This window comes from Methylobacterium sp. 285MFTsu5.1, assembly GCF_000383455.1.
Classification (GTDB): Bacteria; Pseudomonadota; Alphaproteobacteria; order Rhizobiales; family Beijerinckiaceae; genus Methylobacterium.
This window is the reverse complement of sequence record NZ_KB911316.1, coordinates 1-23795: the sequence shown is the minus strand read 5'-3', so window position 1 is coordinate 23795 and position 23795 is coordinate 1. Positions and strand designations below refer to the sequence as shown.

Annotated in this window: 21 protein-coding genes, 2 tRNA genes and 1 pseudogene; 15 read left to right on the top strand and 9 right to left on the bottom strand. The window is 69.0% G+C overall.

The window, feature by feature from the left end; all coding sequences use genetic code 11:
- A partial coding sequence (locus H288_RS33220) for a flagellin (protein ID WP_043712904.1) occupies positions 1 to 198 on the top strand: 198 nt, incomplete at its 5' end.
- Positions 199 to 643: 445 nt separating this feature from the next.
- On the opposite strand, the gene H288_RS36170 is transcribed toward H288_RS33220, so the two are convergent.
- Together H288_RS36170 and H288_RS0130665 are read right to left on the bottom strand one after the other, a co-directional pair.
- Positions 644 to 820, bottom strand: coding sequence for a hypothetical protein (locus tag H288_RS36170; protein ID WP_020096387.1), 177 nt, complete (start codon positions 818 to 820; stop codon positions 644 to 646).
- A 395-nt stretch (positions 821 to 1215) separates the two neighbouring features.
- On the bottom strand, positions 1216 to 2907 hold the full coding sequence (locus H288_RS0130665) for a methyl-accepting chemotaxis protein (protein ID WP_043713604.1): 1692 nt from the start codon (positions 2905 to 2907) through the stop codon (positions 1216 to 1218).
- Between the two features lie 1117 nt (positions 2908 to 4024).
- Between H288_RS0130665 and H288_RS0130660 the strand changes: the two genes are divergently transcribed.
- Positions 4025 to 4474: a MucR family transcriptional regulator gene (locus H288_RS0130660; protein WP_043713600.1), complete on the top strand. Its 450-nt coding sequence runs from the start codon at positions 4025 to 4027 to the stop codon at positions 4472 to 4474.
- A 417-nt stretch (positions 4475 to 4891) separates the two neighbouring features.
- Here the strand turns inward: H288_RS0130660 and H288_RS0130655 are convergent.
- Positions 4892 to 4981: transfer RNA gene (locus H288_RS0130655), tRNA-Ser, on the bottom strand.
- 178 nt (positions 4982 to 5159) lie between these two features.
- Between H288_RS0130655 and H288_RS0130650 the strand changes: the two genes are divergently transcribed.
- The 10 genes from H288_RS0130650 (at position 5160) to H288_RS0130605 (ending at position 15876) form a co-directional block, all read left to right on the top strand.
- A tRNA-Gln gene (locus H288_RS0130650) sits at positions 5160 to 5233 on the top strand.
- 201 nt (positions 5234 to 5434) lie between these two features.
- Positions 5435 to 5746, top strand: coding sequence for a hypothetical protein (locus tag H288_RS0130645; protein ID WP_020096383.1), 312 nt, complete (start codon positions 5435 to 5437; stop codon positions 5744 to 5746).
- A gap of 39 nt (positions 5747 to 5785) precedes the next feature.
- On the top strand, positions 5786 to 7162 hold the full coding sequence (locus tag H288_RS0130640; RefSeq protein ID WP_020096382.1) for a PepSY domain-containing protein: 1377 nt from the start codon (positions 5786 to 5788) through the stop codon (positions 7160 to 7162).
- A gap of 25 nt (positions 7163 to 7187) precedes the next feature.
- A complete protein-coding gene (locus H288_RS0130635; protein ID WP_234081150.1) occupies positions 7188 to 7580 on the top strand; it encodes a DUF2946 family protein in 393 nt (130 codons plus the stop codon).
- 56 nt (positions 7581 to 7636) lie between these two features.
- Positions 7637 to 9946, top strand: coding sequence for a TonB-dependent receptor (locus H288_RS0130630; RefSeq protein WP_020096380.1), 2310 nt, complete (start codon positions 7637 to 7639; stop codon positions 9944 to 9946).
- Positions 9947 to 10069: 123 nt separating this feature from the next.
- Positions 10070 to 11047: an ABC transporter substrate-binding protein gene (locus tag H288_RS0130625; protein ID WP_026605450.1), complete on the top strand. Its 978-nt coding sequence runs from the start codon at positions 10070 to 10072 to the stop codon at positions 11045 to 11047.
- The gene (locus H288_RS0130620; protein WP_020096378.1) at positions 11044 to 13098 is read left to right on the top strand and encodes an ATP-binding protein; all 2055 of its coding nucleotides are present in this window, start codon (positions 11044 to 11046) and stop codon (positions 13096 to 13098) included. The genes H288_RS0130625 and H288_RS0130620 overlap by 4 nt, the downstream gene beginning before the upstream one ends.
- Entirely contained in the window at positions 13095 to 13493 is a 399-nt protein-coding gene (locus tag H288_RS0130615) for a response regulator (RefSeq protein WP_020096377.1), read from the top strand. Before H288_RS0130620 ends, H288_RS0130615 begins: the two co-directional genes overlap by 4 nt.
- Positions 13490 to 14755 carry an adenylate/guanylate cyclase domain-containing protein gene (locus tag H288_RS0130610; RefSeq protein WP_020096376.1) on the top strand — a complete coding sequence of 422 codons (1266 nt, stop codon included), beginning with the start codon at positions 13490 to 13492 and terminating at the stop codon, positions 14753 to 14755. The genes H288_RS0130615 and H288_RS0130610 overlap by 4 nt, the downstream gene beginning before the upstream one ends.
- 134 nt (positions 14756 to 14889) lie before the next feature.
- Positions 14890 to 15876, top strand: a complete 987-nt coding sequence (locus H288_RS0130605; protein ID WP_020096375.1) for an ABC transporter substrate-binding protein — start codon at positions 14890 to 14892, stop codon at positions 15874 to 15876.
- Between the two features lie 63 nt (positions 15877 to 15939).
- Here H288_RS0130605 and H288_RS0130600 read toward each other — a convergent pair whose 3' ends face one another.
- The 4 genes from H288_RS0130600 to H288_RS0130580 form a co-directional block, all read right to left on the bottom strand.
- Positions 15940 to 16416, bottom strand: a complete 477-nt coding sequence (locus H288_RS0130600) for a YidB family protein (RefSeq protein ID WP_026605449.1) — start codon at positions 16414 to 16416, stop codon at positions 15940 to 15942.
- Positions 16417 to 16479: 63 nt separating this feature from the next.
- On the bottom strand, positions 16480 to 17895 hold the full coding sequence (locus H288_RS0130595; RefSeq protein ID WP_020096373.1) for a TAXI family TRAP transporter solute-binding subunit: 1416 nt from the start codon (positions 17893 to 17895) through the stop codon (positions 16480 to 16482).
- Between the two features lie 94 nt (positions 17896 to 17989).
- Positions 17990 to 18193, bottom strand: coding sequence for a CsbD family protein (locus tag H288_RS0130590; protein WP_020096372.1), 204 nt, complete (start codon positions 18191 to 18193; stop codon positions 17990 to 17992).
- Between the two features lie 216 nt (positions 18194 to 18409).
- Entirely contained in the window at positions 18410 to 19870 is a 1461-nt protein-coding gene (locus tag H288_RS0130580) for a helix-turn-helix transcriptional regulator (protein WP_026605448.1), read from the bottom strand.
- Between the two features lie 167 nt (positions 19871 to 20037).
- Here H288_RS0130580 and H288_RS0130575 point away from each other — a divergent pair, with 167 nt between their 5' ends.
- A complete protein-coding gene (locus H288_RS0130575; RefSeq protein WP_245274588.1) occupies positions 20038 to 20760 on the top strand; it encodes a sigma-70 family RNA polymerase sigma factor in 723 nt (240 codons plus the stop codon).
- An 89-nt stretch (positions 20761 to 20849) separates the two neighbouring features.
- Here H288_RS0130575 and H288_RS34490 read toward each other — a convergent pair whose 3' ends face one another.
- A complete protein-coding gene (locus tag H288_RS34490) occupies positions 20850 to 21347 on the bottom strand; it encodes a hypothetical protein (protein ID WP_020096367.1) in 498 nt (165 codons plus the stop codon).
- 796 nt (positions 21348 to 22143) lie between these two features.
- On the opposite strand from H288_RS34490, the gene H288_RS0130565 reads away from it, so the two are divergent.
- Positions 22144 to 22431 (top strand): hypothetical protein, encoded by a 288-nt coding sequence (locus H288_RS0130565; protein ID WP_026605446.1) that lies wholly within the window; start codon positions 22144 to 22146, stop codon positions 22429 to 22431.
- 55 nt (positions 22432 to 22486) lie between these two features.
- Here H288_RS0130565 and H288_RS0130560 read toward each other — a convergent pair whose 3' ends face one another.
- On the bottom strand, positions 22487 to 22684 hold the full coding sequence (locus H288_RS0130560; protein WP_020096365.1) for a hypothetical protein: 198 nt from the start codon (positions 22682 to 22684) through the stop codon (positions 22487 to 22489).
- Positions 22685 to 23591: 907 nt separating this feature from the next.
- Here H288_RS0130560 and H288_RS33210 point away from each other — a divergent pair.
- Positions 23592 to 23795, top strand: a pseudogene (locus H288_RS33210) (IS21 family transposase); the annotation flags it as partial.

The following is a 23795-nucleotide window of genomic DNA, read 5'->3' as shown; positions in this document are numbered from 1 at the left end:
TCGGTGGTTCAGAACCGCCAGGACTTCTCCAAGCAGCTGATCAACGTGCTGCAGACGGGCTCGGCCAACCTGACCAACGCCGACCTGAACCAGGAGGCGGCGAACTCGCAGGCGCTGTCGACCCGCCAGTCGATGGGCATCTCGGCCCTGTCGCTGGCCAACTCCGCCCAGCAGGGCGTCCTCCAGCTCCTGCGGTAAACCTCACCCTGAGCGTCTACACCACGCCCGGAGCTCGGCTCCGGGCGAACGCATTCCAAGGTATGGATGGTGGCTCCCGGCTACCGGCGATCGATTGCCGGGCGCCGAAAGCTCGCAGAAGCGAGACGATTACAGCGCTACTGCCCGGAACGTAGGGGAATCGTAGATCTGGAAGCAGCCTGCCGAGTGCAGGGCCAGAGATGCTCCAGTGCCCTATGTTGAGGAACCTCAATTCATTCTGAGCCGATGTCGATGACTGACTGGCGGATGGCTGCTTTCGGGATCAGCCAGACAGCTGTCCACAAAGCGGTATGGGTCGGCACCAGTCCGTTCGGTCCTGGAGCCGGTCGATCCGATCCAGCAGCCGCTCGAGCACGGACAGGGCCGGGAGGATGTCGGTCGGAGCGAGGAGCCGGGCCTGGGCCTCGGCGCGGGCAGCGTTGCCTCAGGTGAGAAACAGAAACAGGGCGCCGGTCGCGCGCAGCGGCTCCGAAGTCAGCCCGGCGACGTCGCCGACGATGAGGTCCGGCAGCTCCGCCGGCGCGATGTCGTCATACAGGTCGTGGACGGTGCAACGCCGCGCGGGGCCGAGGGAACGTGCGAGGCGCCCGGTCCGGATCATCAGAGATCAGCAACAGCCCGCCCAAGGCGGCCTCCGTGCGACGACGGGGCGGTGCAGCGTCCAGCTTCGATTGGCGGCCACAGTCACAGAGTGGGCGGAAACCGCTGCGTCGAGTTGGCGAGCTCCTCTGCCGCGCTCACGAAGCTTCGCAAGGCTTCGATCGTGGCAGCATCCTGCAGCCCAAGCTCATGGAGCGAGAGATCCATATCCTTGATCGGGTGCTCCAACGCGCGGCTCAGTTGGAGCAGCCTTTCGCCGCCGGCCTAGATGTGCGGCGCGCGCGCCGAGATCCTCGCCCCGCGCGTACGCGGCAGCGAGATTTGCGTGCAGCCGGTCGGACTGGTCTGAGCCGTTCGGCCGGGCCGGGACGACGCGGATCTCGGCCGTGGCCACCCTCAGGCGGCGCGCACGGTTGCGAGGAAGCGGGCGACCTCGGCGCCGAGATGCTCGGATTGCCGCGACAGCTCCGAGGCCGCCGACAGGACCTGCGAGGCCGCAGCCCCCGTCTCCTCCGACGCCTGCGCCACGCCGGCGATGTTGCCCGTCACCGCGTGCGTCCCCGCCGAGGCCTGCGCCACGTTGCGGACGATCTCCTGGGTCGCCGCGCCCTGCTCCTCGACGGCGGCCGCGATCGAGGTCGCCACGCTGTCGATCTCCTGGATGCGGCCCGTGATCCCGCCGATCGCCGTCACCGCCTGCGCGGTCACCCCCTGGACCTCGCCGATCTGGCGCGCGATCTCCTCGGTCGCCTTGGCGGTCTGCTCGGCCAGCGCCTTCACCTCGGAGGCCACCACCGCGAAGCCCCGCCCGGCCGCGCCGGCGCGGGCCGCCTCGATGGTGGCGTTGAGCGCCAGCAGGTTGGTCTGGCCGGCGATGCCGGAGATCATCCCGACCATGTCGCCGATCCGCGCGGCGTTCTGGCTGAGCGCCTGGACGAGGTGGGCGGTCTGGTCGGCCTCGCCGACCGCGGCCTGGGCGAGGTGGGCCGAGCCGGTCACCTGCCGGCCGATCTCCTGCACGGAGGAGCCGAGTTCCTCGGCGGCGGCCGCGACCGTGTTGACGTTGGTCGAGGCCTCCTCGGCGGCGGCGGCCACGGTGGTCGACTGGGATGCGGTCTCCTGGGCGGTGGCGGTCATCTGCTGGGCGGTGGCCTGGAGTTCGGTGGCCGAGGACGAGACCAGGCCGACGATCCCGCCGACGGCGCGCTCGAAGCCGTCGGCGAGCTCGATCATGGTACGCTTGCGCTCGGCAGCCGCGGCCTCATCGGCGCGGCGTTTCACCTCGGCCTCCTCGGCGGCCTTGCGGGCGACCATGGTCTTGATGCCCTCGACGGCCTGGCCGACGGCCCCGATCTCGTCGCCGCGGGCGGCCTCGCGGATCTCGGCGTCGACCGCGCCCTTGGCCATCCGCTGCAGGACGCCCACGAGGCTGCCCAGCGGGCGGGTGATGCCGAAGATCACGATCAGCGCGGAGAGCGCGACGGCGCTGACGAGGCCAGCCACGGAGGCGCCGATCAGCACGGTTTTAGCCGTGGTGACGGCCTGCTCGGAGTCATCGCGGGCTTGGCGCAGCTCGGCGTTCAGCCGCGTGACGCGACCTTGAACAAAATCCCGCATCTTGGTGCGCGCGGCAGAAGCGTCAGTCAGAAGGACCTTAGCAGCAGCTTCATTGTCATTCTTGAGGCCGAGCGCGTTGGATTTATCCAGAGCAGAGTAGAACTCCTTGAGAATACTCTGGAGAGTTTCGTTGGTGACCTTCCGATCGGGCGTGTCCGCCATCGCGATCAAGGTGTTCGCAGCATCGAGTGACGTCTTTACAGCCGCATCGTACCGCACTTTATAGCCGGCCATCTCCTGCTCGCGGGTTTCGAGAATGAGGTTGCGCGCCTGGATCGCTGCATCGTTGGTGTTGACCTGAACAGCCAAGATCCGTTCGAGGCGGACTGCCTGCGTGTCGACGATCTCGCGCATTTGCCCTGCGAGTAGATTGAGCTCTCCGATGGCGTAATGAACCAGGCCGGCGGCGACTGCGGCCATGATCAGCAGCGGAACAGACGCCTTGATCAGGATACTGGAGTTTCGCAGCATAGAGGCACCACTTTATACTTCTTTAAGTGACACAAAGTAATCTGCATTACTTAAAATAATATTAAAATACATTGATTATGCAGATCATGCAACAGAGATTTCAATATAATATTCGATAATAGAATGATGGAGTAGATTACGAGTGTGCACCTGAATATCGTTATCTGGAGATACGACAACGCAATCAATCGATGCTTAATGGCGAATATCGGTATCCAGGATGCATTCGCGAGACAGGTCACGCTCGATGGCTGGCTGCCTCGGCATCATCATCGGTGTAGCAGATTTGATCGCGGTCACCGCCGCCTTATGGCGCACCGCATGCCTGATCCTTAACATTCAGCGTCGGGGTAAGCTCCAAGACAGCCGACGCCCTCTTAAGCCTCATGGCAGTTGACGTATCTGACCCGTCAACGGTCCGAGGCGTGACGCGATCGCGGCCAGGCGATCGGCGATTGCCGAAAACTTGCAGCTTCATCCCGGCTACCGGGATATCCTCTGGAAGAAGCCCGCACCCGAGGGTCCGACGGTCTCTATAGAGATCCAGAAGACTTGCCCCACGGCAATCGCGTTCCGGGATGTGAGACCGCACTCAATCGATGGAGTCCGACGATCCGTGGAAGGCCGCTTTCAGGAACCGTCAGCTCCGTTCCGGCCGTCTGGGTTGGGTCGCGATTGGCCGTGAGCATAGTCACGCTGACAGGGCCCTGTTCCGAGCAGACAAAATCCGGCGCTGGAGCGCTGTTATGCGACCGGCCGCGGGCGTCGGGAAGGGATCCAGACTCGTCAGGGCGGAAACGCGGTGAGCGATTCTGATGGCCTCGTGACGAGTCGAGCCGCCTGCAAGACGCGGCCTGCTGTGAGGCGCGTCATGCGCTCGACGCCACCCTGCGTTGAATCACGATAAGCGCATTGTCCTAAGCACGCGATTCCGAGTGCCTCGAAGCGCTGTATCGCCCGGATATCAACCACCGATAGCCAGATCAACGCGAGTGCCTTTACCTAAAGTAGTCATTATGAATACATTACATTAATGTGGATTAGATTTCATATGCGCCGCGTCTTTCTAAGACGTATAGACAATTTTCGACCGAAATGTGCGGGAGTAGACAGAGAAATGAATAATGATGCGGCCAACGCATGCAACGTCTCCCTCGATTACAGCGCAATGACGGCGAACCTCGTGGCGGCCTACGTGTCTCACAATCGCGTCGCAGCCTCGGAGATGCCGGCGCTGATCGCGACGGCGGCCGCTGCCCTGACCGGCCTTCAGCCCACCGATCCGTCGACCGCGGATGGAGACAGGAAAGCGACACCGAAGATGGTCCGGGCGTCGATCACACGCGAGGCACTGATCAGCTTCGAGGATGGTAAGCGGTACAAGACGATCAAGCGGCATCTGACCGCCTGTGGTTTGACGCCGGAGACGTACCGGGCAAAGGGGGGCCTGCCGAACGACTACCCGATGGTCGCTCCTGCCTACGCGGCGAAGCGATCCAGGATCGCCAGGAGCTTGGCGCAGGGTCGGTCCCAGCGCGATCCCGGTCCGGAAACTGCAGCCGGATAGCTGGCGCATTCTGAAGCTTCGTGCCCAGTCATGAAGTTCGCAAGATATTCGAAAGGTGATGGCTGGCCAGAGTGGTTCTGCCCCGGTCCGCTTTCAGGGGGCAGAGGCATCGGAGCGGACATCGCCATTCGGCCCGCTGCCGATCCTTAACCGATCTGAAGCCGGTGCGATCCCCTTCCGTGATCGGGCGAATAACCCGGCAGGGCACGCCTGCGGCGACGATATTCGGCGGTATGTTCTTCGTGACGAGGCTGCCCGCCCGGACGATGCCGTGATCGCCTGATCCGTGATCTCGGCGGCCTCGCGCAGTCCGGAGACGGTCGCGGGTCCCTGAGCCAACGAGTCCCGTCAGCTGGTGGGGCAGACGGTGGGGTGGACCGCCAAACGGCGGGAAGCTTGTCCACGATCCAGGCCTGCTGGCGGAAGGGGTGGGATTCGAACCCACGGTGGAGTTGCCCCCACGGCGGTTTTCAAGACCGCTGCCTTAAACCACTCGGCCACCCTTCCTGGCAGCATCCGCGACCTCACGGTTACGGCCGCGGCCGAGGTGGCGTCAACAGCAGAACAACCGGTTGACCTCCCGAACCATTCCGCCTATCTCACCGCCCACGCCCGGAGCCGCTCGATGCGCTGCGGGCTCTGCCCCGCCATCTTCGAAACCGGATGCGCAGGGCTCACGGCTGATTGGGGGATAGTTTAACGGTAGAACGGTGGACTCTGACTCCTCTAGTCCTGGTTCGAATCCAGGTCCCCCAGCCACCGCGCCGGCCCGCCCGATCTCCGATCCGGCGGGTTTTTTCTTGCCCGGAGCCCGGCGCATCCTCCTCTGATCCTCAGCGAGGTGTGGGTCTGGCACGGACCGAACAGCGGTCGGCCGTTGACGCGCCGCGGCGCGGCCGCCTAGATCGGTCCATGCGCCGGTGCCAGCCTCTCACGGTTCGAGGGCGCGCGATCATCGGCTTGGTCGCGCTCTACGCGCTGCTGCTCCAAGCCTTCCTCGGCTTCGCCACCCCGGCACAGGCCTGGGTCGATTCGGACGCGGCGATCTGCGCCGGTCACGCCTCGGGCGACCCCGCCGGCCCGGTGGCGCACGCTCATCCGTGCTGCACGCTCGTGCAGGCCGGCGCGCTGGTCCTGCCGACCGTCGACCCGACCGCGACCGGCTGGCCCGTCGCCGCCGAGACGCGCCGCGCGTGGCGCCCCGAATCCGAGATCCCGACGACCGGCCCGCCGGCCTCGACGGGCACCGCGCGAGGTCCACCCAAGGCCTGACGATCCCGCTCCCGATCGTTCAGGCCCGGACCTCCCATCATGTCGATTGTTCTCCACGGCGACGCCCCCGCGTACGGGGCGGCGGCAACGCGGCGACTGTCCCGCGACGCCGTCTATCGGGCCGTCTGGCGGTGGCACTTCTACGCCGGCCTGCTCTGCCTGCCCTTCCTGATCGGCCTCTCGGCCACCGGCGCGCTCTACCTGTTCAAGGACGAGATCAATGGCAGCCTGTTCGCGTACCGGACCCGGGTCGCGCCGCAGGCGACGGCGCCGATCGGCCCGGACCGGCTGATCTTCAACGCGCTGCAGGCCGTGCCCGACGGCGCGCCCGTCACCTACATCGACCCGGCCGCGCCGGACGCCGCGGCGCGAGTGACGCTCGCTTCCGGCGACCGCCGGATCCACGTCTACCTAAACCCCTATACCGGCGACGTGCTCGACCGCGTCGACCGTGACCGCGAGCTCATGGCGGTGATCCGCGGACTGCACAGCCTCGCCCTGGTCGGGCCCCTCGCGAACGCCGTCATCGAGATCGTCGCCGGTTTCGCGATCGTCCTAGTGTTGACCGGCGCGTATCTCTGGTGGCCCCGCGGCCGCGCGGGCGGCGTCGTCACGGTGCGCGGCGGCCCGCGCCGGCGCGTGTGGTGGCGCGACCTTCACGCCGTCACCGGGTTCGTGGCCGGCGGCGGGCTGCTCTTCCTGGCACTCACGGGCCTGCCCTGGTCGATCTGGTGGGGGCAGGAACTGCGCGCGTGGTCGAACGCCGCCGGCCTCGGGCAACCGGCCGCGCTCTGGGCGAATCGGCCGGTCTCGACGGTGCCGCTGCGCGACCGGCTGGAGGATGCCGGGTGGACCCTGCAGGACGCGCCGGTGCCGCGCTCCGTGCCGGCCGCGGCCGCGAGCGTCGGGATCGACGACGCCGTGGCGATCCTTCGACATCTGGGGATGCCCCCCGGCTTCGAGCTGGCGCTGCCCGTCGGCGCGGACGGCGTCTACGCCGCCGCGATCTACCCGCGCGACGTCACGCGGCAGCGGGTCATCACCCTCGACCAGTATTCCGGCCGGCCGCTGGTGGACGTCCGTTTCACCGATCTCGGACCGGTCGGCCGGGCGATCCAGTACGGGATCGGCATCCACAAGGGCGAGCACTGGGGCCGCGCGAACCAGATGGCGATGCTGGGCTTCTGCCTCGCCACATTCCTGCTCGCCGTCACCGCCGGGACGATGTGGTGGAAGCGGCGCCCGGCCGGCGGCCTCGGCGTGCCGCCCTGGCCGGCGGATCGGCGGGTGGCTGCGACCGTGACCGCGATCATCCTCGGGCTCGGGGCGCTCTTCCCGCTGACCGGGCTCGCCATCGCCGCCATGGTCGGTCTCGACCTCGCCGCGGGCCGACTGCGAAGACGGTGGGCGCGCTGAGCCGGTGCGGGCGGGCGCCGTGCCCGTGCACACGTCTCCGCGCCTGAGACGCGGGCGCCCGGGCCTCCCGGGCGCGGTGCTGATCGCGCTCGCGCTCTGGATCCAGGCGCTCGCGCCGGCCGTCGCGCTCCGGATGGCGCAGGCGGATCGGGGCGCGCTGCCCGGCCAGATCCTGTGCGGGCACGCGCCGGATCAGGCCGGTGACACGGCGGTCGGCCCGGGCGCGCCGGCACCGGGGTCCTGCGCCCTCTGCGGGCTGTGTCGGGCCGGTGCCGTCCCGCCGCTGCTCCCGCACGCGCCCGGCCTCGCGCGCCGCCTGCGCTGGACGGCGGTGGCGTGGCCGATCCCGCCCCCCGTCCGGACCGCGTCGGTCCCCGCCTTCATCGGCCAGCCCCGCGGGCCGCCCCGCTGTGCCTGATCGCCCGTCCTCCGGGCGGCGCCGCCGCTCGCCCCATCGATCAGACGAGACCTCCGATGACCTCCGACTCCCCCGTCCTGCGCGGCGGCGCCCTCGCGCTCCTGCTCGCCGGAAGCCCCCTCCCCGCCCTCGGCCAGACCGCCGTCACCCTCGAGGAACTCTCAGTGGAGGGCGAGGCCGCGCCCGTTGCGGGCCGGCCCGCCGCGCCGGCCTTCGGCGTGGCGGCGCCGCCGGGCTCGGCGCCCGCGGTGATCGAGCACCCGGTCGGCGAGATCGTCACCGGCATCGGCCGCGATGACACGATCGCGAACCGGCCGGCGACCAGCATCGGCTCGGTCCTGGTGAACAGCCCCGGCGTGACCGTGCGGCAGGGGAACGGCGGCCGCGACGTGGTCATCTCGATCCGCGGCAACAACGCCCGCTCCACCGGCGTGATCAAGAACACCGTCGTCCTGGAGGACGGCTTCATCCTCACCCAGCCGGACGGGGCGGCGCGCTTCGACCTCACGGACCCCCGCGCCTACGGCCGGATCGACGTGTTCCGCGGGCCGCAATCGCCGCTCTTCGGCAACTACGCCACCGGGGGCACCATCGCGTTCCGGACACGCACCGGGCGGGAGATCGACGGCTACGAGATCGGGGTGGATGCCGGCAGCTTCGGCTACCTCAGCAACTATTTCACCGTCGGCGGCGTCAGCGGCCCGTTCGAGATCAGTCTGTTCGCCAGCGATGTCCGCGCGAACGGCTACCAAGACCACGCGAGCTACGACACGCAGACCATCAACCTGCTCGCGAGCTACACCCCGACGCCGGACAATCGCTTCACCCTGAAGGTGATCAACAACACCCTCGACGCCAACCTGCCCGCCCGTGCGTCCCTGGCCCAGTACCGGATCAACCCGTACCAGCGCGGCTGCGCCGCGGCCGCGAACGCGGCTCCGGGCTGCACCACCTTCAACCTGTTCCGGAACGGGGCGTTCGGCGCGACCGTGCCGGTGACGGCCGACGAGGGCAGCTTCGGGCGCAACGACCGCCGGACCATCGTGGCCGTCCGCTGGGAGCACGACCTCGACGCGTTCACCACGTGGCGCACGCAGCTCGGCTTCGACGAGCGCAACTTCGACCAGCCGTTCTACACGACCGCGTCGCGGGGCTCCTACCCGTCCTGGAACTTCCTGACCGACCTGACCCGGCAGGGCGACGTGTTCGGCCTGCCGGCGACGGGCTACGTCGCGCTCGCCTACAACACGATCGACAACCACATCACCACCTTCAACCGGGCCCCCTACGTCGGCCCGCGCCTGGGGGCGCTGATCGGCGATCAGACGGCGGTGCAGTCCAATCTCGGCGGCCGGGCGCGGCTGGAGCTGGGGCTGTTGGACCAGTGGACCGGCATCCTCGGCCTGAGCGCCGAGACCACGACGATCACCGGGCGCAACGTCGCCTACGCGCACGCGGCGAGCGGCACGACGCGGACGGTGGCGGACGCGAACCGGTCCTTCCTCAACGTCGCCCCCGAACTGGCCCTGGTCTACCGGCCGGACGCGGCCTGGGCGCTGCGCGGCCGGGTCGCCACCGGCTACACCACGCCGGCCGCCAGCAACCTGTTCATCACCCCGGCCGGGCTGCCCGGCAACAACACGCAGCTCCGGACGCAGGAGAACCTCGGCTTCGATCTCGGCGCCGAGTGGAGCCCGGTGACCGATCTCCGCCTGAGCGTGACCGGGTTCTACGAGTTCTTCCGCAACGAGCTGGTCTCGCAATCGCCGGGGGCCGGCCTCCTCGCCTACACGTTCAACGCGCCGGCCTCGGAGCATCGCGGCATCGAGGCCGGCGCCGACTGGGCCTTCGCGCCCGGCTGGCGCGGAACGCTGGCCTACACGTTCGACGACCAGATCTACACCCGCTACGCCGAGCAGCTCAGCGCCGGCAGCCTGAGCCGGTCCTTCGACCGGGCCGGGAACCGGATCCCCGGGGTTCCGGCCCACCAGATCCTCGCCCGCCTCGGCTACGACGTGCCGAGCGGCCCGCTCGCGGGTCTCGGCGCCTTCGTGGAGACGGTCGTCCAGGGCGATTTCTACCTCGACAACGCCAACCTGCTGAAGGCGCCGGGCTACGCGGTGGTCAACGCCAACCTGCACTACGCCACGGAGCTGACGGGCGGCTACGCGAAGCGGCTGAGCCTGTACGTCGAGGTGCGCAACCTGTTCGACACGACCTACGTCGCCTCCGCGCAGAACCTCGCCAACAGCATCAGCGGCACGACCGGACTCCAGAACGGCGCCGCCGTGCTGGCGACCACCACGGGATCGGTCTTCGCGGGTGCTCCGCGAAACATCGTCGGCGGCATGCGGCTGGCATTTTGATAACCGCGCGGCGGCTCGCGCGTGGTGTCGCAGTCGAGCGTACACTATGCTTCGGCAGTCGATCGCAGGGCGGGGCCTGAGCGCGCGGCGGGGCCGTGGGCGGGGATGTGGCGCGATGGTCCGATGAGGCGGCGAACCGTACTCGCTGGGTTGCCCCTGGCGCTCGCCGGGTGGCCGCGCACCGTGCTGGCGCAGGGTCAGGCCCATGTCGCGGCCCTCTGGCCGTTCGCGGAGGGCGATCCCGAGGGCCGGGTGCTGGCGGAATCGTTTCATGCCGGCCTGCGCGACCACGGTCATCCCGATCAGCGGGTCGACGATCGCTGGACCGGGGCCGACCGCGAGCGCACGCGTCTCCTCGCGACCGAACTCGTGGCCGCACAGCCGCAGGTGATCTTCGCCTACCTCAGCGCGCAGCTCACGGCCGTGGCGGCTCTGACGAAGCAGATCCCGATCGTGTTCGTCGGCGCCTCGAACCCGGTCCGCTTCGGGTACGTGGAGAGTCTCCAGCGCCCGGGCGGCAACATCACCGGCTTCACGCTCTACGAGGCGCCGCTGGGCGGGAAATGGGTGGCGGCCCTCAAGGAGGCTGTTCCGAGCCTCAGGCACGTCACGCTCCTGTCCAATCCGAGCACCGAGATCCGCGGCGAGAACCTCTACGCCGAGCCGTTCCGCGCCACCGCGGCCGCGCTCAGGATCGAGCCGGTGGTGGTGAAGATCGACAAGGCGGCCGAGATCGAGCCGGTGATCGCCGCGCTCGCGCGGCGGGGCGACGGGGGCCTGATCGTCGCCCCCGGCACGTTCAGCGAGGCCAACGGCGACCACATCGTCGCGCTCACCACGAGTCTCCGGGTCCCCGCGGTCTTCGCGATCCGGCGTTTCGCCTATCGGGGCGGCCTGATGTCGTACGGACCGGATCCGGTGGAGACGGTCCGCCGGGCGGCCGCTTATGTCGGCCGCATCCTGCGCGGCGAGAACCCCGCGACCCTGCCGGTCCAGGCGCCGACGAAGTTCGACTTCATCGTGAATCTCAAGACGGCCCGCAGCATGGGCGTGACGATCTCGTCGGCGCTCCTCGCCCAGGCGGACGAGATCGTCGAATGACGGCGCCGCGCCCGACAGCCTCCCCGCCGGCCGCGACAGCGCCGCCGCGCTGGTTCCGCCTGCCGCTCGCGGGGAAGTTCGCGGTGGCCTTCGTGGGCCTGGTCAGCCTCGTGCTGCTCATCAACGGCGCCGTCGACCTGACGCTAAACTACCAGGACGCCAAGCGGACCGCGATCGAGACGCAGCGCACCAAGGCGCGCGCGGCCGCCGAGCGCGTCGACGCCTTCCTGTCCTCGATCGAGGGCCAGATCGGCTGGACGACGCGCGCCGAGTGGCGGCGCGTCTCCCCCGAGCAGCAGCGCTACGACTTCATCCGCCTGCTGCGCCAGGCGCCGGCCATCACGGAGGTGGCGTACCTCGATCCGGCCGGCAAGGAGCAACTGCGCGTCTCCCGGCTGGAGCCGGACGCCGTCGCCAGCGGCAAGGATTTCTCGACCTCGCCGCGCTTCACCCAGGCGCTCGCCCAGAAGACGTGGTTCGGCCCGGTCTATTTCCGGCGCGGCTCCGAGCCGTACATGACCGTCTCGGTGGCCCATGCCGGCCGCGACCCGGGCGTGACCGTCGCGGAAGTCAATCTCAAGCTGATCTGGGACGTCGTCAGCGCGATCAACGTCGGCGAGCACGGCTACGCCTTCGTGACGACGGCGACCGGTCGCCTGATCGCGCACCCGGACCTCAGTCTCGTCCTGCGCGACACCGACCTCTCCGGCCTGCCCGAGGTCGCGGCGGCCCTGCCCGGCTCCCGCATGGCGGGTCAGGACTACGAGATCACGACCGGCCTCGACGGCGGCTGGGTGCTGGCGGCCCACGCCACCATCCCGCGGGTCGACTGGATCGTCTTCGTGCAGGAATCGCTGCGCGACGCCATGGGGCCGGCGCTCGAATCCGTGATCCAGACCACGTCGCTGATGGGTCTCGGCGTCCTGCTGGCGGCGGTGGCGGGCACCTTCCTGGCGCGGCGCATGGTCGTGCCCATCCGCGAGCTCGAGGACGGGGCGGAGCGGTTCGGCGCGGGCGACCTGTCCGAGCGGATCGTGATCCGCACCGGCGACGAGATCGAGACCCTCGCGCACCGGTTCAACACGATGGCGAGCCGGGTCCAGGATTCCTACGAGACGCTCGAGGCCAAGGTCGAGGAGCGGACCCGCGACCTCAACCGGTCGCTCGACGATCTCCAGCGGGCGCAGAGCCGGCTCGTCCAGTCCGAGAAGCTCGCCTCGCTGGGTCAGCTCACCGCCGGCATCGCCCACGAGATCAAGAACCCGCTGAACTTCGTCAACAACTTCGCGTCGCTCTCGAACGAGCTGGTGGACGAGCTGCGGGAGGTGCTCGAACCGACGACCCTCGACCCGGACACGCGCGCGGAGGTCGAGGAGCTCGCCGGCCTGCTCAAGAGCAATCTCGAGAAGGTCGTCCAGCACGGCAAGCGCGCGGACTCGATCGTCAAGAACATGCTGCTGCACTCGCGCACCGGGTCCGGCGAGCATCGCCCGGTCGAGGTCAACGCGCTGGTCGAGGAGAGCCTGAATCTTGCCTATCACGGGGCCCGTGCGGCGAAACCCGGCTTCAACGTGACCCTCGTGCGCGATTACGATCCGGCGGCCGGCCTCGCCGACCTGTACCCTCAGGAGATCACGCGGGTCCTGCTGAACCTGATGTCGAACGGATTCTACGCCACCGAGAAGCGGGCCGCCGATGGCGAACCCGGCTATGCGCCCACGCTCTCGGTCGCCACCCGGGACCGGGGCGACGGCGTCGAGATCCGCGTGCGCGACAACGGCACCGGCATCCCGGACAGCGTCAAGGCCAAGATGTTCGACCCGTTCTTCACCACCAAGCCGGCCGGCGAGGGAACGGGGCTCGGCCTGTCGCTGAGCCACGACATCCTCGTCAAGCAGCACGGCGGAACGGTTGACGTCGCCACGGAACCGGGTGCCTTCACGGAATTCATCATCACCCTGCCGCGGCAGAGTGTTACGCCGGACGCGCCGCCTCGGCCACCGACCTTGGCGGCGACCGAGGCGGCGACCGAGACTGAGAGCCAGCCATGAACGTCCTGATCCTCGTCGTCGATGACGAACCCGACGTGACAGACCTGTTCCGGCAGCAGTTTCGCCGCGAGCTGCGCGCCGGACGCTTCGCGATGGCCTTCGCGCACTCGGCCGCGGAGGCCCTGGAGCGGATCAACGGCTCGAACGAGCCGAGCCTGATCCTGATGCTGTCGGACATCAACATGCCCGGGATGACCGGCCTCGAATTGCTGCCCCTGGTGCGCGCGGCCCGCCCCGACGTGCCGGTGATCATGATTACGGCCTACGGCGACGCCGAGACGCGCGAGAAGGTCCGCGCCGCCGGCGCCGTGGGCCTGATCACCAAGCCGATCGACTTCGCCGTTCTGAAGGCCGAGATCGATCGCCGTCTGTCCGCCTTCGCGGGGACCGAATGACGCCCGGTGCGCCGAGCGCCAAGATCCTCGTCGTCGACGACGAGCCGGATCTCGAGGCGCTGATCACCCAGAAGTTCCGCCGCCAGATCCGGCAGGGCCTCGTCACGTTCCTGTTCGCCCACGACGGGCAGGAGGCGCTGGACCGCCTGGCCGAGAGCCGCGACGTCGATCTGGTCGTCTCCGACATCAACATGCCGCGGATGGACGGGCTGACCCTGCTCGCCAAGCTGCAGGAGCTGGCCGAGCGCCCCTCGATCATCATCGTCTCGGCCTACGGCGACATGGCGAACATCCGCACGGCAATGAACCGGGGCGCCTTCGACTTCCTGACGAAGCCGATCGACTTCGCCGACCTCGAGACGACGATCGAGCGGACGCTGCGCCACGTCGAGGACCTGCGCGAGGGGCGGCGGCGGCAATCGCTCGCCGAGCGGGCCCACGCCTCCCTGGCCCGGTACTTCTCGCCGAACCTCGCCGAGCGGCTCGCGGGGGACGCGTCGGGCCTCGAACTCGGCGGCCACCGCCGCGACGTGGCCTCCCTGTTCACCGACATCGCGGGCTTCACCAGCCTGGTGGAGAGCCTCGACCCGGCGCAGCTCGCCGAGATCCTCAACGGCTATTTCGCCGAGATGACCGACGTGGTCTTCGCCCACGAGGGGACGGTGGCCAAGATCGTCGGCGACGCCCTGCACGTCCTGTTCGGCGCGCCGGGGGACCAGCCGGACCACGCGGCGCGGGCGGTGGCCTGCGCCCTCGCCCTGGACGAGGCGGCCGAGGGCTTCCGCAATCGCTGGCGCGAGCGGGGAATCGAGATCGGCGTGACGCGGATCGGCGTTCATGCCGGCCCGGCGATCGTGGGCAATTTCGGCGGCGGCCGCTACTTCGACTACACGGCCTACGGCGACACCATCAACACGGCCGCCCGTCTGGAGAACGCCAACAAGGCCTTCGGCACGCGGATCTGCGTCAGCGACGCCGTCGTGATCCGCGCCGGACAGTTCCGCGGCCGCCCCCTCGGCGACCTCCTCCTGCGCGGCAAGCAGACGGCCCTGCGCGCCTACGAACCCCTGACGGAAGCGGCCTACGGCGACGCGCTGCTCGCCCAGTACCAGGACGCCTACGCCAAGCTCGATACCGGGGAGGCCGGCGCGCTGGCCGCCTTCGCGGCCCTGGTCGGTCTGCGCCCCGACGACGGGGTGGCGGCCTTCCACCTGAAGCGGCTGCTGAACGGCGGCAGCGGCAGTCGGGTCGAGGTCCGCTGAGTCGCGCGCGGCTTCCCCGTCGCCCGCCCCGATAGCCCCGCCTTAAGGCAGCGCCTATTACCGTCCGAGGGCGTGCGATCGGAATCCCTCCCGATCGGCGATGCTCGGAACGGGTTCGGACGGGAGACCGGCGGATGAGACGGCGCGACGTCATCGCGGCCCTCGGCGGCGCGGCCGCGTGGCCGGCCCTCGCCGCCGCGCCGGCGAAGGGTCAGCGTCGCCTGGGGATCCTGCTGGTCTACGGCGAGGCGCATCCCGACAGTCCCGTCATCGTCGAGACGCTGAAGGAGAGCCTGAAGCGGGCCGGCTGGATCTGGGGTGAGAACCTGACGGTCGACCTGCAGTACGGCAACGGCGACGCCGAGCGGATGCGCGTCCAGGCGGAGGAGATCGTCGCGCGCGCGCCCGACGCGGTGCTCGCGCAGGGCGTCGTCGGCGCGACCGCGCTCCAGCGGGCGACCACGACGGTTCCGATCGTCTTCATGATGCTTCAGGACCCGGTCGGCGGCGGCTTCGTGACGAACCTGTCGCGGCCCGGCGGGAACCTCACCGGCTTCACCAACTTCGACTTCGTCCTCGTCGGCAAGTGGCTGCAGCTCCTGAAGGAACTCAGCCCCGGCGTGACGCGGGCGCTCGCCCTCATCAACCCCGATTACCGGGCGCGCTTGGCGGGCTACACGGCCGAGATGGCCCGCATCGGCCCAGCACTCGGGATCGACGCCCGGATCGCGGGCGTGCACGACGCGGCCGAGATCGAGGCGGCGATCGCCGGCTTCGCCGGACAACCGGAGGGCGGCCTCATCGCGCTGCCGGACGCGGTGACCGGGGTGTACGGCCAGCTGATCGTCGATCTGGCGGCGACCCACCGCCTGCCGGCCGTGTACGCCTACGCGGCGCCGGTCCACCTCGGCGGCCTCGCCGCCTACACGACCAGCGTCGAGCAGGACGTGCAGCGGGCGGCGGGCTACATCGATCGGATCCTGCGCGGCGCAGTGGTCGGCGACCTGCCGGTGCAGGCGAGCGAGCGCTTCATCACCCTGCTCAACCTGACGACGGCCGCCTCCCTGGGATTGACCATCTCGCCCTCGCTGATGGCGAAGGTGGACGAGCTGGTCGAGTAGCGGCCGCCGGAACCGGTGCCGGTCGTCGCGGCGGCACCGCCGCGACGACCGCGACGGAGCGGATCAGCTGAAAGCCGGCAGGCGTCCGTCGGGCGAGTAGCGGTCGATGGCCGAGGGCAGGTCGCGCGAGAGGCGCGCCAGCAGCTCGCTCTTGCTCAGGCCGGTGCGCTGCTCCAGGGCCGCCAGCGTGTCCGGTCCGATGGCGCGCTCCAGATCCGCGGTCGGGATGTCGCGGTTCGGCCCGTGATTGATCCAGGACTGGGCCGTCTCGGCGTGGCCGCCCTTGGTGAAATGGTCGACCAGCTCGGTCAGGCCCCCGGCGATGAGGCCGCCGACGCCGCCCGCGCTGGCGCCGCCGAGGAGCCGATCCAGGTTCGCCGGGATGGTCGAACCCGTCGCGGGCGGGACCTGCGGCGCCGGCGACCGGGACGCGTCCTTGGCGTGGCCGCCGAGCCACTCGGCGATCCGGTCGCGGTTCTGGTAACCGGCCACGGCCAGCAGGCCCAGCAGGGCGGTCATCGAAGGGTATCCCTTGCTCATCGCGTCGTCCTCTTGAGGCGGGCCCTCGGCCCGGGTGGTACGGCGGTCATCCGCCGCAATGGGTCAGGCCCCGCTCGGGCCCGCGTCGCTCGCGACCGTCCGGCCAGCCAACGCGGACCCGTCCTCCGCGCTCCGGCCGGTCGTGATGGCGCGCTTGACGGTCGAGCGGGCGGCGTCGATGGCGATGGCCGCGGCCGACATGGTCCGCGCCTCGGTCGGTCGCTCGAGGGCGTGCTTGGCGATGTCGCCCGCGAGATCGTCGATCTCCCGGGCGAGGCTCTCGAGACGCGCCGGGTCGGTCGTCTCCTGCGCCTCCTGGCGGATCCTCAGCAGGCGGTCCGTCGCTTCCTCGACGCGCTCCCGGCGCAGGCGCGACAGGCGCTGGCCGATCCAGGCGAGCGCGGAGCCGATACCGCCGCCGAGGAAGGCGAGCAGGTAGATCCAGGTCTCGTAGCGCTCGATGAAGCTCTGCTGCTCGCGCTCGTAATAGTCGACAGCGCCGGGATGGATCGGCAGCCGGGCGCTCGTCGCGCCGACGGTCCCGTCATAGGCGGGCGCCTGAAAATAGTCGGCCGCGGGCGTGACGTTGGCCATGGCGCTGCGCAGCTCGAACAGGTGCTGGGTGACGTCGGCCGCCACCGACCGGGCGAGGTTCGCGCGCGCCATCAGGCGGTACGAGGCGCCGACCGTGTGAACCTCCTCGTCGGGCACCTTGGGGCTGCCGCCGAAGGTCTCGGCCGGCATGGTGACGACCTGCAGCCGCGGTAGACGGGCAACGATCGCCTCGGCGTTCTCGACATCCACGAAGGAGATCTTGCGATCGCGGCTGGCCGCCTGGACGAGGCCGACGATCCGCTGCGCCGTCGGCGCGGTCGGCGCGATGACCGAGATCACCGCGTCGACCCGCTTCCGGGCGAAGGCCGCGCCCAGGTCGCTCTCGGCCATCTCGACCAGGGCGACGTGGCGCGGCGGCAGCGCGCCTGCCGGCTCGGTGGTCACCAGCGTCAGACCGTAATGCTCCAGCATGGCGCGGATGAGCGCCTCGTCGGCGTCCCTGTGGGCCAGGATCGCCAGGCGCTTGCGGTCGAGATCGGGGAAGCGGGCGATCCCGGCGGATTCCGGCGACGCGATGATCATCGCCTGATCGCGCAGGATCGCCAGCGTCAGGCCGTTATCCGGAAGCTCCACATCCGGCCGCACGATCGCCAGATCGGCGCGGCCGTCGCCCAGCGCCTCGGCGCTGTCGCGCACGTCGTCGAAGGGCAGGATCTTGAGGCGGATCTCCTTGTGGCGCTTGGCCAGAGCGTCCGCGTAGGCCTGGATCAGGGCCGGCTCGGTTCCGTCCTTCGGGGCGACAGCGATCGTCAGGACGGTGGCCCGCGACGCCCAGTAGGCCACGCCCGCGCCGACACTCAGCAGGATGGCCAGCATCAGGAAGACGAATTCCTGACGCAGGAAGAGGCTGGCGAAGCGCCGCATCGGCTCTGCTCTCGCGCATCGAGCGGCCAGGCCCGGCACCGTGCCGGGCGAGGGCCTGAGGGCGGCGCCGAGGGGACGGCGCCGCGGGACGGGCTCAGTGCTTGCCGATGATCTTGTCGGCGACGGACTTGGCGCCGTCCTTGACGTCGCCGACGGTCTTCTGCGCCTCGCCCTTCAGCTCCTGCGCCTTGCCCTCGGCCACCAGCTTGTCGTTGCCCGTCGCCTTGCCGGCCGCCTGCTTGACGTTGCCCACCGCCTCGTTGGCCAGGCCCTCGATCTTGTCGGTCGTGCTGCTCATCGCGTGCGCTCCTTCACGGTCGTGGTGGCGGTCGTACTCGTCGGTCGAGAGGTCCGGTCGGGCGCGCGGCCCACCGGGATAGACGGCCCCCGCATGCACGCGGGGGCCGAGGGGATCACCGGGTGACCGGAGAACGGTCCGCCGACGGTGAGATGGCGGTCAGATGATGGCGACGTCTGGTGGATCAATAGTTCCAAATTACCAGTATAATGAAATTCAGCCACCGGGTCCCTGGAGTGGAAATCCGTTCTCCCGGCCCCAAACAACCGCTTCGGTCCGGCGATGGACTCCGAGCTTCCGGTACAGTGCGGCGCCGTGATTGCGCACCGTGTTGCGCGACAGCCCGAGCTTGCGCGCGATCGCGTCGTCGCTGAGCCCCGAGCAGATCAGGTTGAGGATCTGGCGCTCGCGCACGGTCAGGTTCGGCGCCGCCGCGTCGCCGCCCTCCCGGCCAGGCCGGCGCAGGTTCGCCAGCTTCTCGATCAGCCCGCGGCTGAACCACGACGTGTCGGCCATCACTGTCTCGATCGCGTCGAACAGCTCCCGCTCGGAGTGCTTGCGCTCGGTGATGTCCTGCAGCACCAGCAGAAGGAAATCGGCGTCGTTGATCGTGATCCGCTCGGCCGAGACCAGGCAGTCGAGGTTCGCGCCGCTCTCGTGGCGCAGGCAGACCTCAGTACCCAGTACGTAGCCCTCGCTCACCAGCCTCTTCTCGAAGGCCTCCCGCTGAGACGACGTCACCCACAGGCCGGCCTCCTCCAGCGAGCGGCCGACGACGCGGTCCTCGCCCAGGCCGAAGGCCCGGCTGAACGCCTCGTTCACGCCCGTGACCTGGCCGTCCTCGGCCCGCACCAGCACGGTCGGGATCGGCGTCAGCCTGAACGCCTTGGCGAAGCGCTCCTCGCTCTGGCGCAGGGCGGCCTCGGCCTTCCGGCGCAGCTCCAGGTCCGCGAAGGTGAACAGCATGCAGGGCTCATCGCCCATCTCGATCGGCTGCCCGGCGACGATCACGAAGCGACGCCCGCCGTCGGGCAGGTCGAGGCAGGCCTCCATCTGCGGGATCGTGCCGCCCGCATTGAGCCGCGCGACGGCGAGGTCGCGGTTGCGCGCGCCGGCCAGGACGTCGACCTCGTAGACGCTGCGGCCGATGACGGCGTCGCGGGTGTGGCCGGTCATCTCCAGGAAGCCGAGATTGACCCTGACGTGGCGCAGGTCGGACAGCCGCGTGATCACCGCCGGGGCCGGGTTGGCGTTGAAGGTGCGCTCGAACCGCTCCTCGGCCTCGAACTGGTCGGAGACGTCCTTCAGGATCAGCGCGAGGCAGCTCGGGTTGCCGTCGCGGTCGGTGGCGACCAAGCCTCTGAGGGAGTGAACGAACTCGACACCGGGCCGGTCTGTCCGCGTGACCTCGACCACCACGTCGTGGAAGGTCTCGCCAGCGATCACGCGCTCGATCGGGTAGTTCTCCGGCTCGTGATTGTTGCGGTAGCGGAGGCAGAAGCGGTCGCGATAGGCGTCGACGGTTGGGCCGAGCTCGTCGAGGCTCTCGGCACCGTGCATCGCCAGGGCGGCCGCGTTGGCGTAGGCGATGGTCTGGTCGGGCTCGACCAGGATCACGCCCTCGCTCAGGCCGGCGATGATCTGCCGGAGCTCATGCCTGTCGACACCCGCCGTCACGATCCGTCCGGTCCCCGCCGCCTCGACGCCGCGCCCCTCGCAGCGGGGCACAAACGGGTTGCGCGCAAGCAGGTTCCGCCCGATCCGCAATTTTCACTGGTATACCTGCATCATTGACATCGTCGAGATCAACCAGAGATAAGTTCGCAGCCCTCCCGCGAGATGTCGTGCCCGTCGCGACGCTGTCTCCACCCCATCGAGCCCAGAGCTTCACCGTGAAGCCCGCTGTCGAAGAGCGCGATCCGGCCGGCGCGTCCGATCCCGTCATCTCGTATATCCAGGCGCAACTCGGTCATCGGCTGCGCCAGTACTATTCAGAAGTTGCACCGATCGAGATGAGCTCACGGCTGGCCGGCGTGCTGGGCCGCCTGTCCGCGGCCCTGGATGCCGCCGAGTCCGAACGGCAGGTTCCCGGTGCGTTCAAGGACGATCTGATCGCCCTGGTGCCGCGCCTGCGCCGCTACGCCCTGTCGCTGACGTTCGACGGTGTCGAGGCCGACGATCTCGTGCAGTTCACGCTGCTCAAGGCGTGGGAGCACCGGCAGCGCTTCCAGCCCGGCACGAGCCTGATGGCCTGGCTGTTCACGATCTTGCGCAACGGCTTCATCAACGGACGACGCAAGCGACGCTTCGAGGTCCCCGATCCCGACGGCGCGCACGCCGTCACCCTCTTCGAACCGGCCGCCCAGGAGCACAGCATGGGCCTGAAGGAGGTCCGGGCCGCGATCGATCGGCTCGACCCGGCCTATCGCGAGGCGCTGATCCTCGTGGCCGTCGACGGTCTTGCCTACGAGGCCGCGGCCTCCGTAATCGGGTGCCCGCCGGGCACGGTGAAGAGCCGGGTCAGCCGCGCCCGCGACCGCCTGCTTCACGAGCTGGGCGAGCGCTGACACACGCGCGACTCCGGTGGCCGGCGCAGGATGCTGGGCCATCGTCGCGAGCCAGCAATCGCGGGGACGCGAACGCCGCACCCGATCGATCAGGCGGAGCGGCGGTCGGGCCGTGTCTGCGCGGGCGTCCGCTCGATGGGCAGGCGCGCGACCGAAGCCCCTCTGGCATCGCGCACCACCAGCACCCAGTCCTCCGCGTAGCCCTCGTCGGCGAGCTCCTGGACCATGTCCCGGATCACGCTCCGGGCGTCGTCGAGCGCCTGGTCGATGCTCGTGGCCTCGATGCCGATCTCGTCCTTGATGATCTCGCGACCGTGCTCGATGTCGAAGTAGAGGCGGCGCGGAACGAGCCGAAAGTCGCTGCGGTCGCCGCTCGTGAGCCTGTCGATGTCGAAGATCTTCGCCGGATCCTGCGAAGTCCGGGACCTCGCGACCTTCAGGAGCGCGAGTCCGCCACCCACCAGTACGGCGGCTGCACTGGCGACACAGGACGCGAGTATTATCGTGTAGAAGCCGAACGTTTGCCAGCCAAAGGCAAGCACAGGCAATCCGCCGCACAGGGCGGCTAAGATGACAACCAGCGGCATCCCCCCGGCCCTCGATCGCGCGTTGGCTCTCCGATGTGGGGTATACGGCAAAACTCCGGTCCGCAAGAACGTCCTGACAATCGGTGCGCGTTCGACGGGACGGGCTGAAATTAACGCTACTCGCGCGACCGACGGATCGAGTATCCCGCGTGAAGAGCGAACACAGGGCGCCGAAATCCGTCTCGCGCGGTCGCTGGTCGATGGTTCATCCAGCGATCGGAACGCGGTCGAGCGCTCGGATCGCGAGATCTGGCGCACGCGGAGAGGCACAATCTCGTGAGCCTGCACGTGTCGACTGACGGGACCTCGCGCGCCACGCACCGCGCAGTCTGATCGAAAGCCTATCGGAACTCACCGGCGCCTCTGTCCACGCCTTGCCATCACCGTGGGCGGCAAAATCATCGTATGTCGCCAGGACGGCCCTGAACTTGGCGACGAGCGGGCTGTCGACCGGGTCCGCCAGCTGGCCGAGACTCGCGACGCTGCCGCTAGGAAGGGTCGCCGCCGCATTCGCCTCGGATCGCGCGTCGCTCGAATTGCGCCACTGTCTGCCATTCTCGGCAGGACGAGGCCGCTCCGGTTCGTGCGTGGGAGGAGCCGTTCGCGCATCCAGGGCCCATGCGTGAGCTGCATTCAGCGCGAGGCACAGAGCGATGAGGTGACCGCGGCGCATAGTCCAGATCCCGTTTCCCGCGTGTTTCCCGCGCGACGCCACGCGCCGCGTGGCGGGGCCCGCCTGTGCCAGGGCGGAGCCGTCCGTGATACGATGGCATACGACTGCGCGATGAGGACAGGGATGCGCGTGCGCGGCGTCGACAACCGAGAGCTTAGGCAATGGTTCTACGACAGCCGACCAATGGTCTTCGGCTTCTGCTTGACGGCGTTCGTCGCGATCTTCTGGCAGGTCAGCCGGTTCGAGGGCTTTCAGCCGATCTTCTCCTGCGCCCGCACGACGGACGTGGACCGTCAATTGCTGCGCCTGGGAATGGATGCCTGCATGGGCAACGCGCGCACCCAGTCGGATCGCGAGGGATGCATGCGGACCGTCCATCTGCTCGCTTGCATGAAGGAGCGCTGGCGCTGATCGACCGCGGCCGCGGCGCGAGAACCCGCAGCGGGGTTGCAGCGGACGCGATCACCTACAGCAGGCCGCTCGACGCGCCCCCGTTCAGCGAGCGGCTGGCGCGCGCGACCAGCTTCGCGAAGGCCAGAGCCGCCGCCGAGGCCTGCGTCCGGGAGGGAAACGACCGGTCGGATTCGGCCACCGTCATCTCGGTCTCGTCGAGGAGCACCCAGGTCCAGAGATGCTGTCCGGTGGCTTGGATCCTGAAATGCATCGCGAACTCGCAGGCTGAGGCATCGTGCGATCATGCCCGGCGGAAAGTCGCGCCGTGTTAATGGGTTGCGCCGCGCAACATCCTATGTCGGTGGGATCGCGTTCCATCCCCGATATCCCCGCCGATCACAGGCTGCGACGCTCGGCAGCGATCGATCGGAGATTCGCACGACGCGCTGAGCCGGCAATCCGATCGGCGCGAAGGCATCTTTTGATGAGGACAGCGACGCCGGATGTTGGTCGTAAGGCACCGTTGTCGCCGACCGCATCCACGGGGCCCCGAGCGCCCCGGGCGAGCAGCCTTCGGGCATGCGTTCGGCCGGAGATGCTTCCGCCTCGCTGATGGATCAGATCGCCCCCGCTCGTACCGGCCGCACCCGCAGGAGGCCTCATCCGGCCCTTGTCGTGGCGTCTGTCGCCCTCGCCATCGGCCTCTGGTTCGTCATCTACGCGGTGGCCGGACGCGCCATCTGGTTCTGGTGAGGCGGGACACCCGGCCCCGTCCCGCCGGAGCTTCCTAGCCCTCAAGAGGTCGCGACTGGGCCGGCGCAAACCATCGCCAGTAAAGAAGCTCAGCGGCTGGACGACGCGCGTGCCTCGAGGGCGCGGAGCGCCCACGGAACGAGCCGGGCTTTCCGCGCAATCAGGTTTCTTGGAGAAAGTTCGCAGATTCTGGTGACTGCCAGCGTGCTGGCGCTCCCAAGGGGACCGCGCCGAGGCTGATGCATCAATGCTTTAGGCCGAAGTGGGACCCGATAACCGCCCACGGGATCATTGGGCTTTTTGCCCCTGAGGTGTGTTTAAGCGTGGAATAAGGACCCCGTTTTTGGGGTGATCGGCGTCCAAACGGGACCCCAGGACAACTCATCCAGACTGCCTCTCGTGTTCGAACGGGAGGAGCGCGGGGGATGTTTGTCGTGGAGACGATCGCCAAGATCCGCCGCGCCTTTTTCGTGCAGCAGAAGCCGATCAAGCAGATTTGCCGGGAGCTGAAGGTCTCCCGTAAGGTCGTGCGGAAGGTGATCCGCTCTGAGGCGACCGCCTTCCGCTACACCCGCACCAGTCAGCCCGCGCCCAAACTCGGGCCATGGCGGGAGGCACTCGACGGGATG

Excerpts from the sequence above, each read along its gene's own strand:
- H288_RS36170 (WP_020096387.1), bottom strand. The coding sequence starts at position 820 with ATGATCCGGACCGGGCGCCTCGCACGTTCCCTCGGCCCCGCGCGGCGT.
- H288_RS0130665 (WP_043713604.1), bottom strand. The coding sequence starts at position 2,907 with ATGCTGCGAAACTCCAGTATCCTGATCAAGGCGTCTGTTCCGCTGCTG.
- H288_RS0130660 (WP_043713600.1), top strand. The coding sequence starts at position 4,025 with ATGAATAATGATGCGGCCAACGCATGCAACGTCTCCCTCGATTACAGC.
- H288_RS0130640 (WP_020096382.1), top strand. The coding sequence starts at position 5,786 with ATGTCGATTGTTCTCCACGGCGACGCCCCCGCGTACGGGGCGGCGGCA.
- H288_RS0130630 (WP_020096380.1), top strand. The coding sequence starts at position 7,637 with ATGACCTCCGACTCCCCCGTCCTGCGCGGCGGCGCCCTCGCGCTCCTG.
- H288_RS0130625 (WP_026605450.1), top strand. The coding sequence starts at position 10,070 with ATGAGGCGGCGAACCGTACTCGCTGGGTTGCCCCTGGCGCTCGCCGGG.
- H288_RS0130620 (WP_020096378.1), top strand. The coding sequence starts at position 11,044 with ATGACGGCGCCGCGCCCGACAGCCTCCCCGCCGGCCGCGACAGCGCCG.
- H288_RS0130615 (WP_020096377.1), top strand. The coding sequence starts at position 13,095 with ATGAACGTCCTGATCCTCGTCGTCGATGACGAACCCGACGTGACAGAC.
- H288_RS0130610 (WP_020096376.1), top strand. The coding sequence starts at position 13,490 with ATGACGCCCGGTGCGCCGAGCGCCAAGATCCTCGTCGTCGACGACGAG.
- H288_RS0130605 (WP_020096375.1), top strand. The coding sequence starts at position 14,890 with ATGAGACGGCGCGACGTCATCGCGGCCCTCGGCGGCGCGGCCGCGTGG.
- H288_RS0130600 (WP_026605449.1), bottom strand. The coding sequence starts at position 16,416 with ATGAGCAAGGGATACCCTTCGATGACCGCCCTGCTGGGCCTGCTGGCC.
- H288_RS0130595 (WP_020096373.1), bottom strand. The coding sequence starts at position 17,895 with ATGCGGCGCTTCGCCAGCCTCTTCCTGCGTCAGGAATTCGTCTTCCTG.
- H288_RS0130590 (WP_020096372.1), bottom strand. The coding sequence starts at position 18,193 with ATGAGCAGCACGACCGACAAGATCGAGGGCCTGGCCAACGAGGCGGTG.
- H288_RS34490 (WP_020096367.1), bottom strand. The coding sequence starts at position 21,347 with ATGCCGCTGGTTGTCATCTTAGCCGCCCTGTGCGGCGGATTGCCTGTG.
- H288_RS0130565 (WP_026605446.1), top strand. The coding sequence starts at position 22,144 with ATGCGCGTGCGCGGCGTCGACAACCGAGAGCTTAGGCAATGGTTCTAC.
- H288_RS0130560 (WP_020096365.1), bottom strand. The coding sequence starts at position 22,684 with ATGCATTTCAGGATCCAAGCCACCGGACAGCATCTCTGGACCTGGGTG.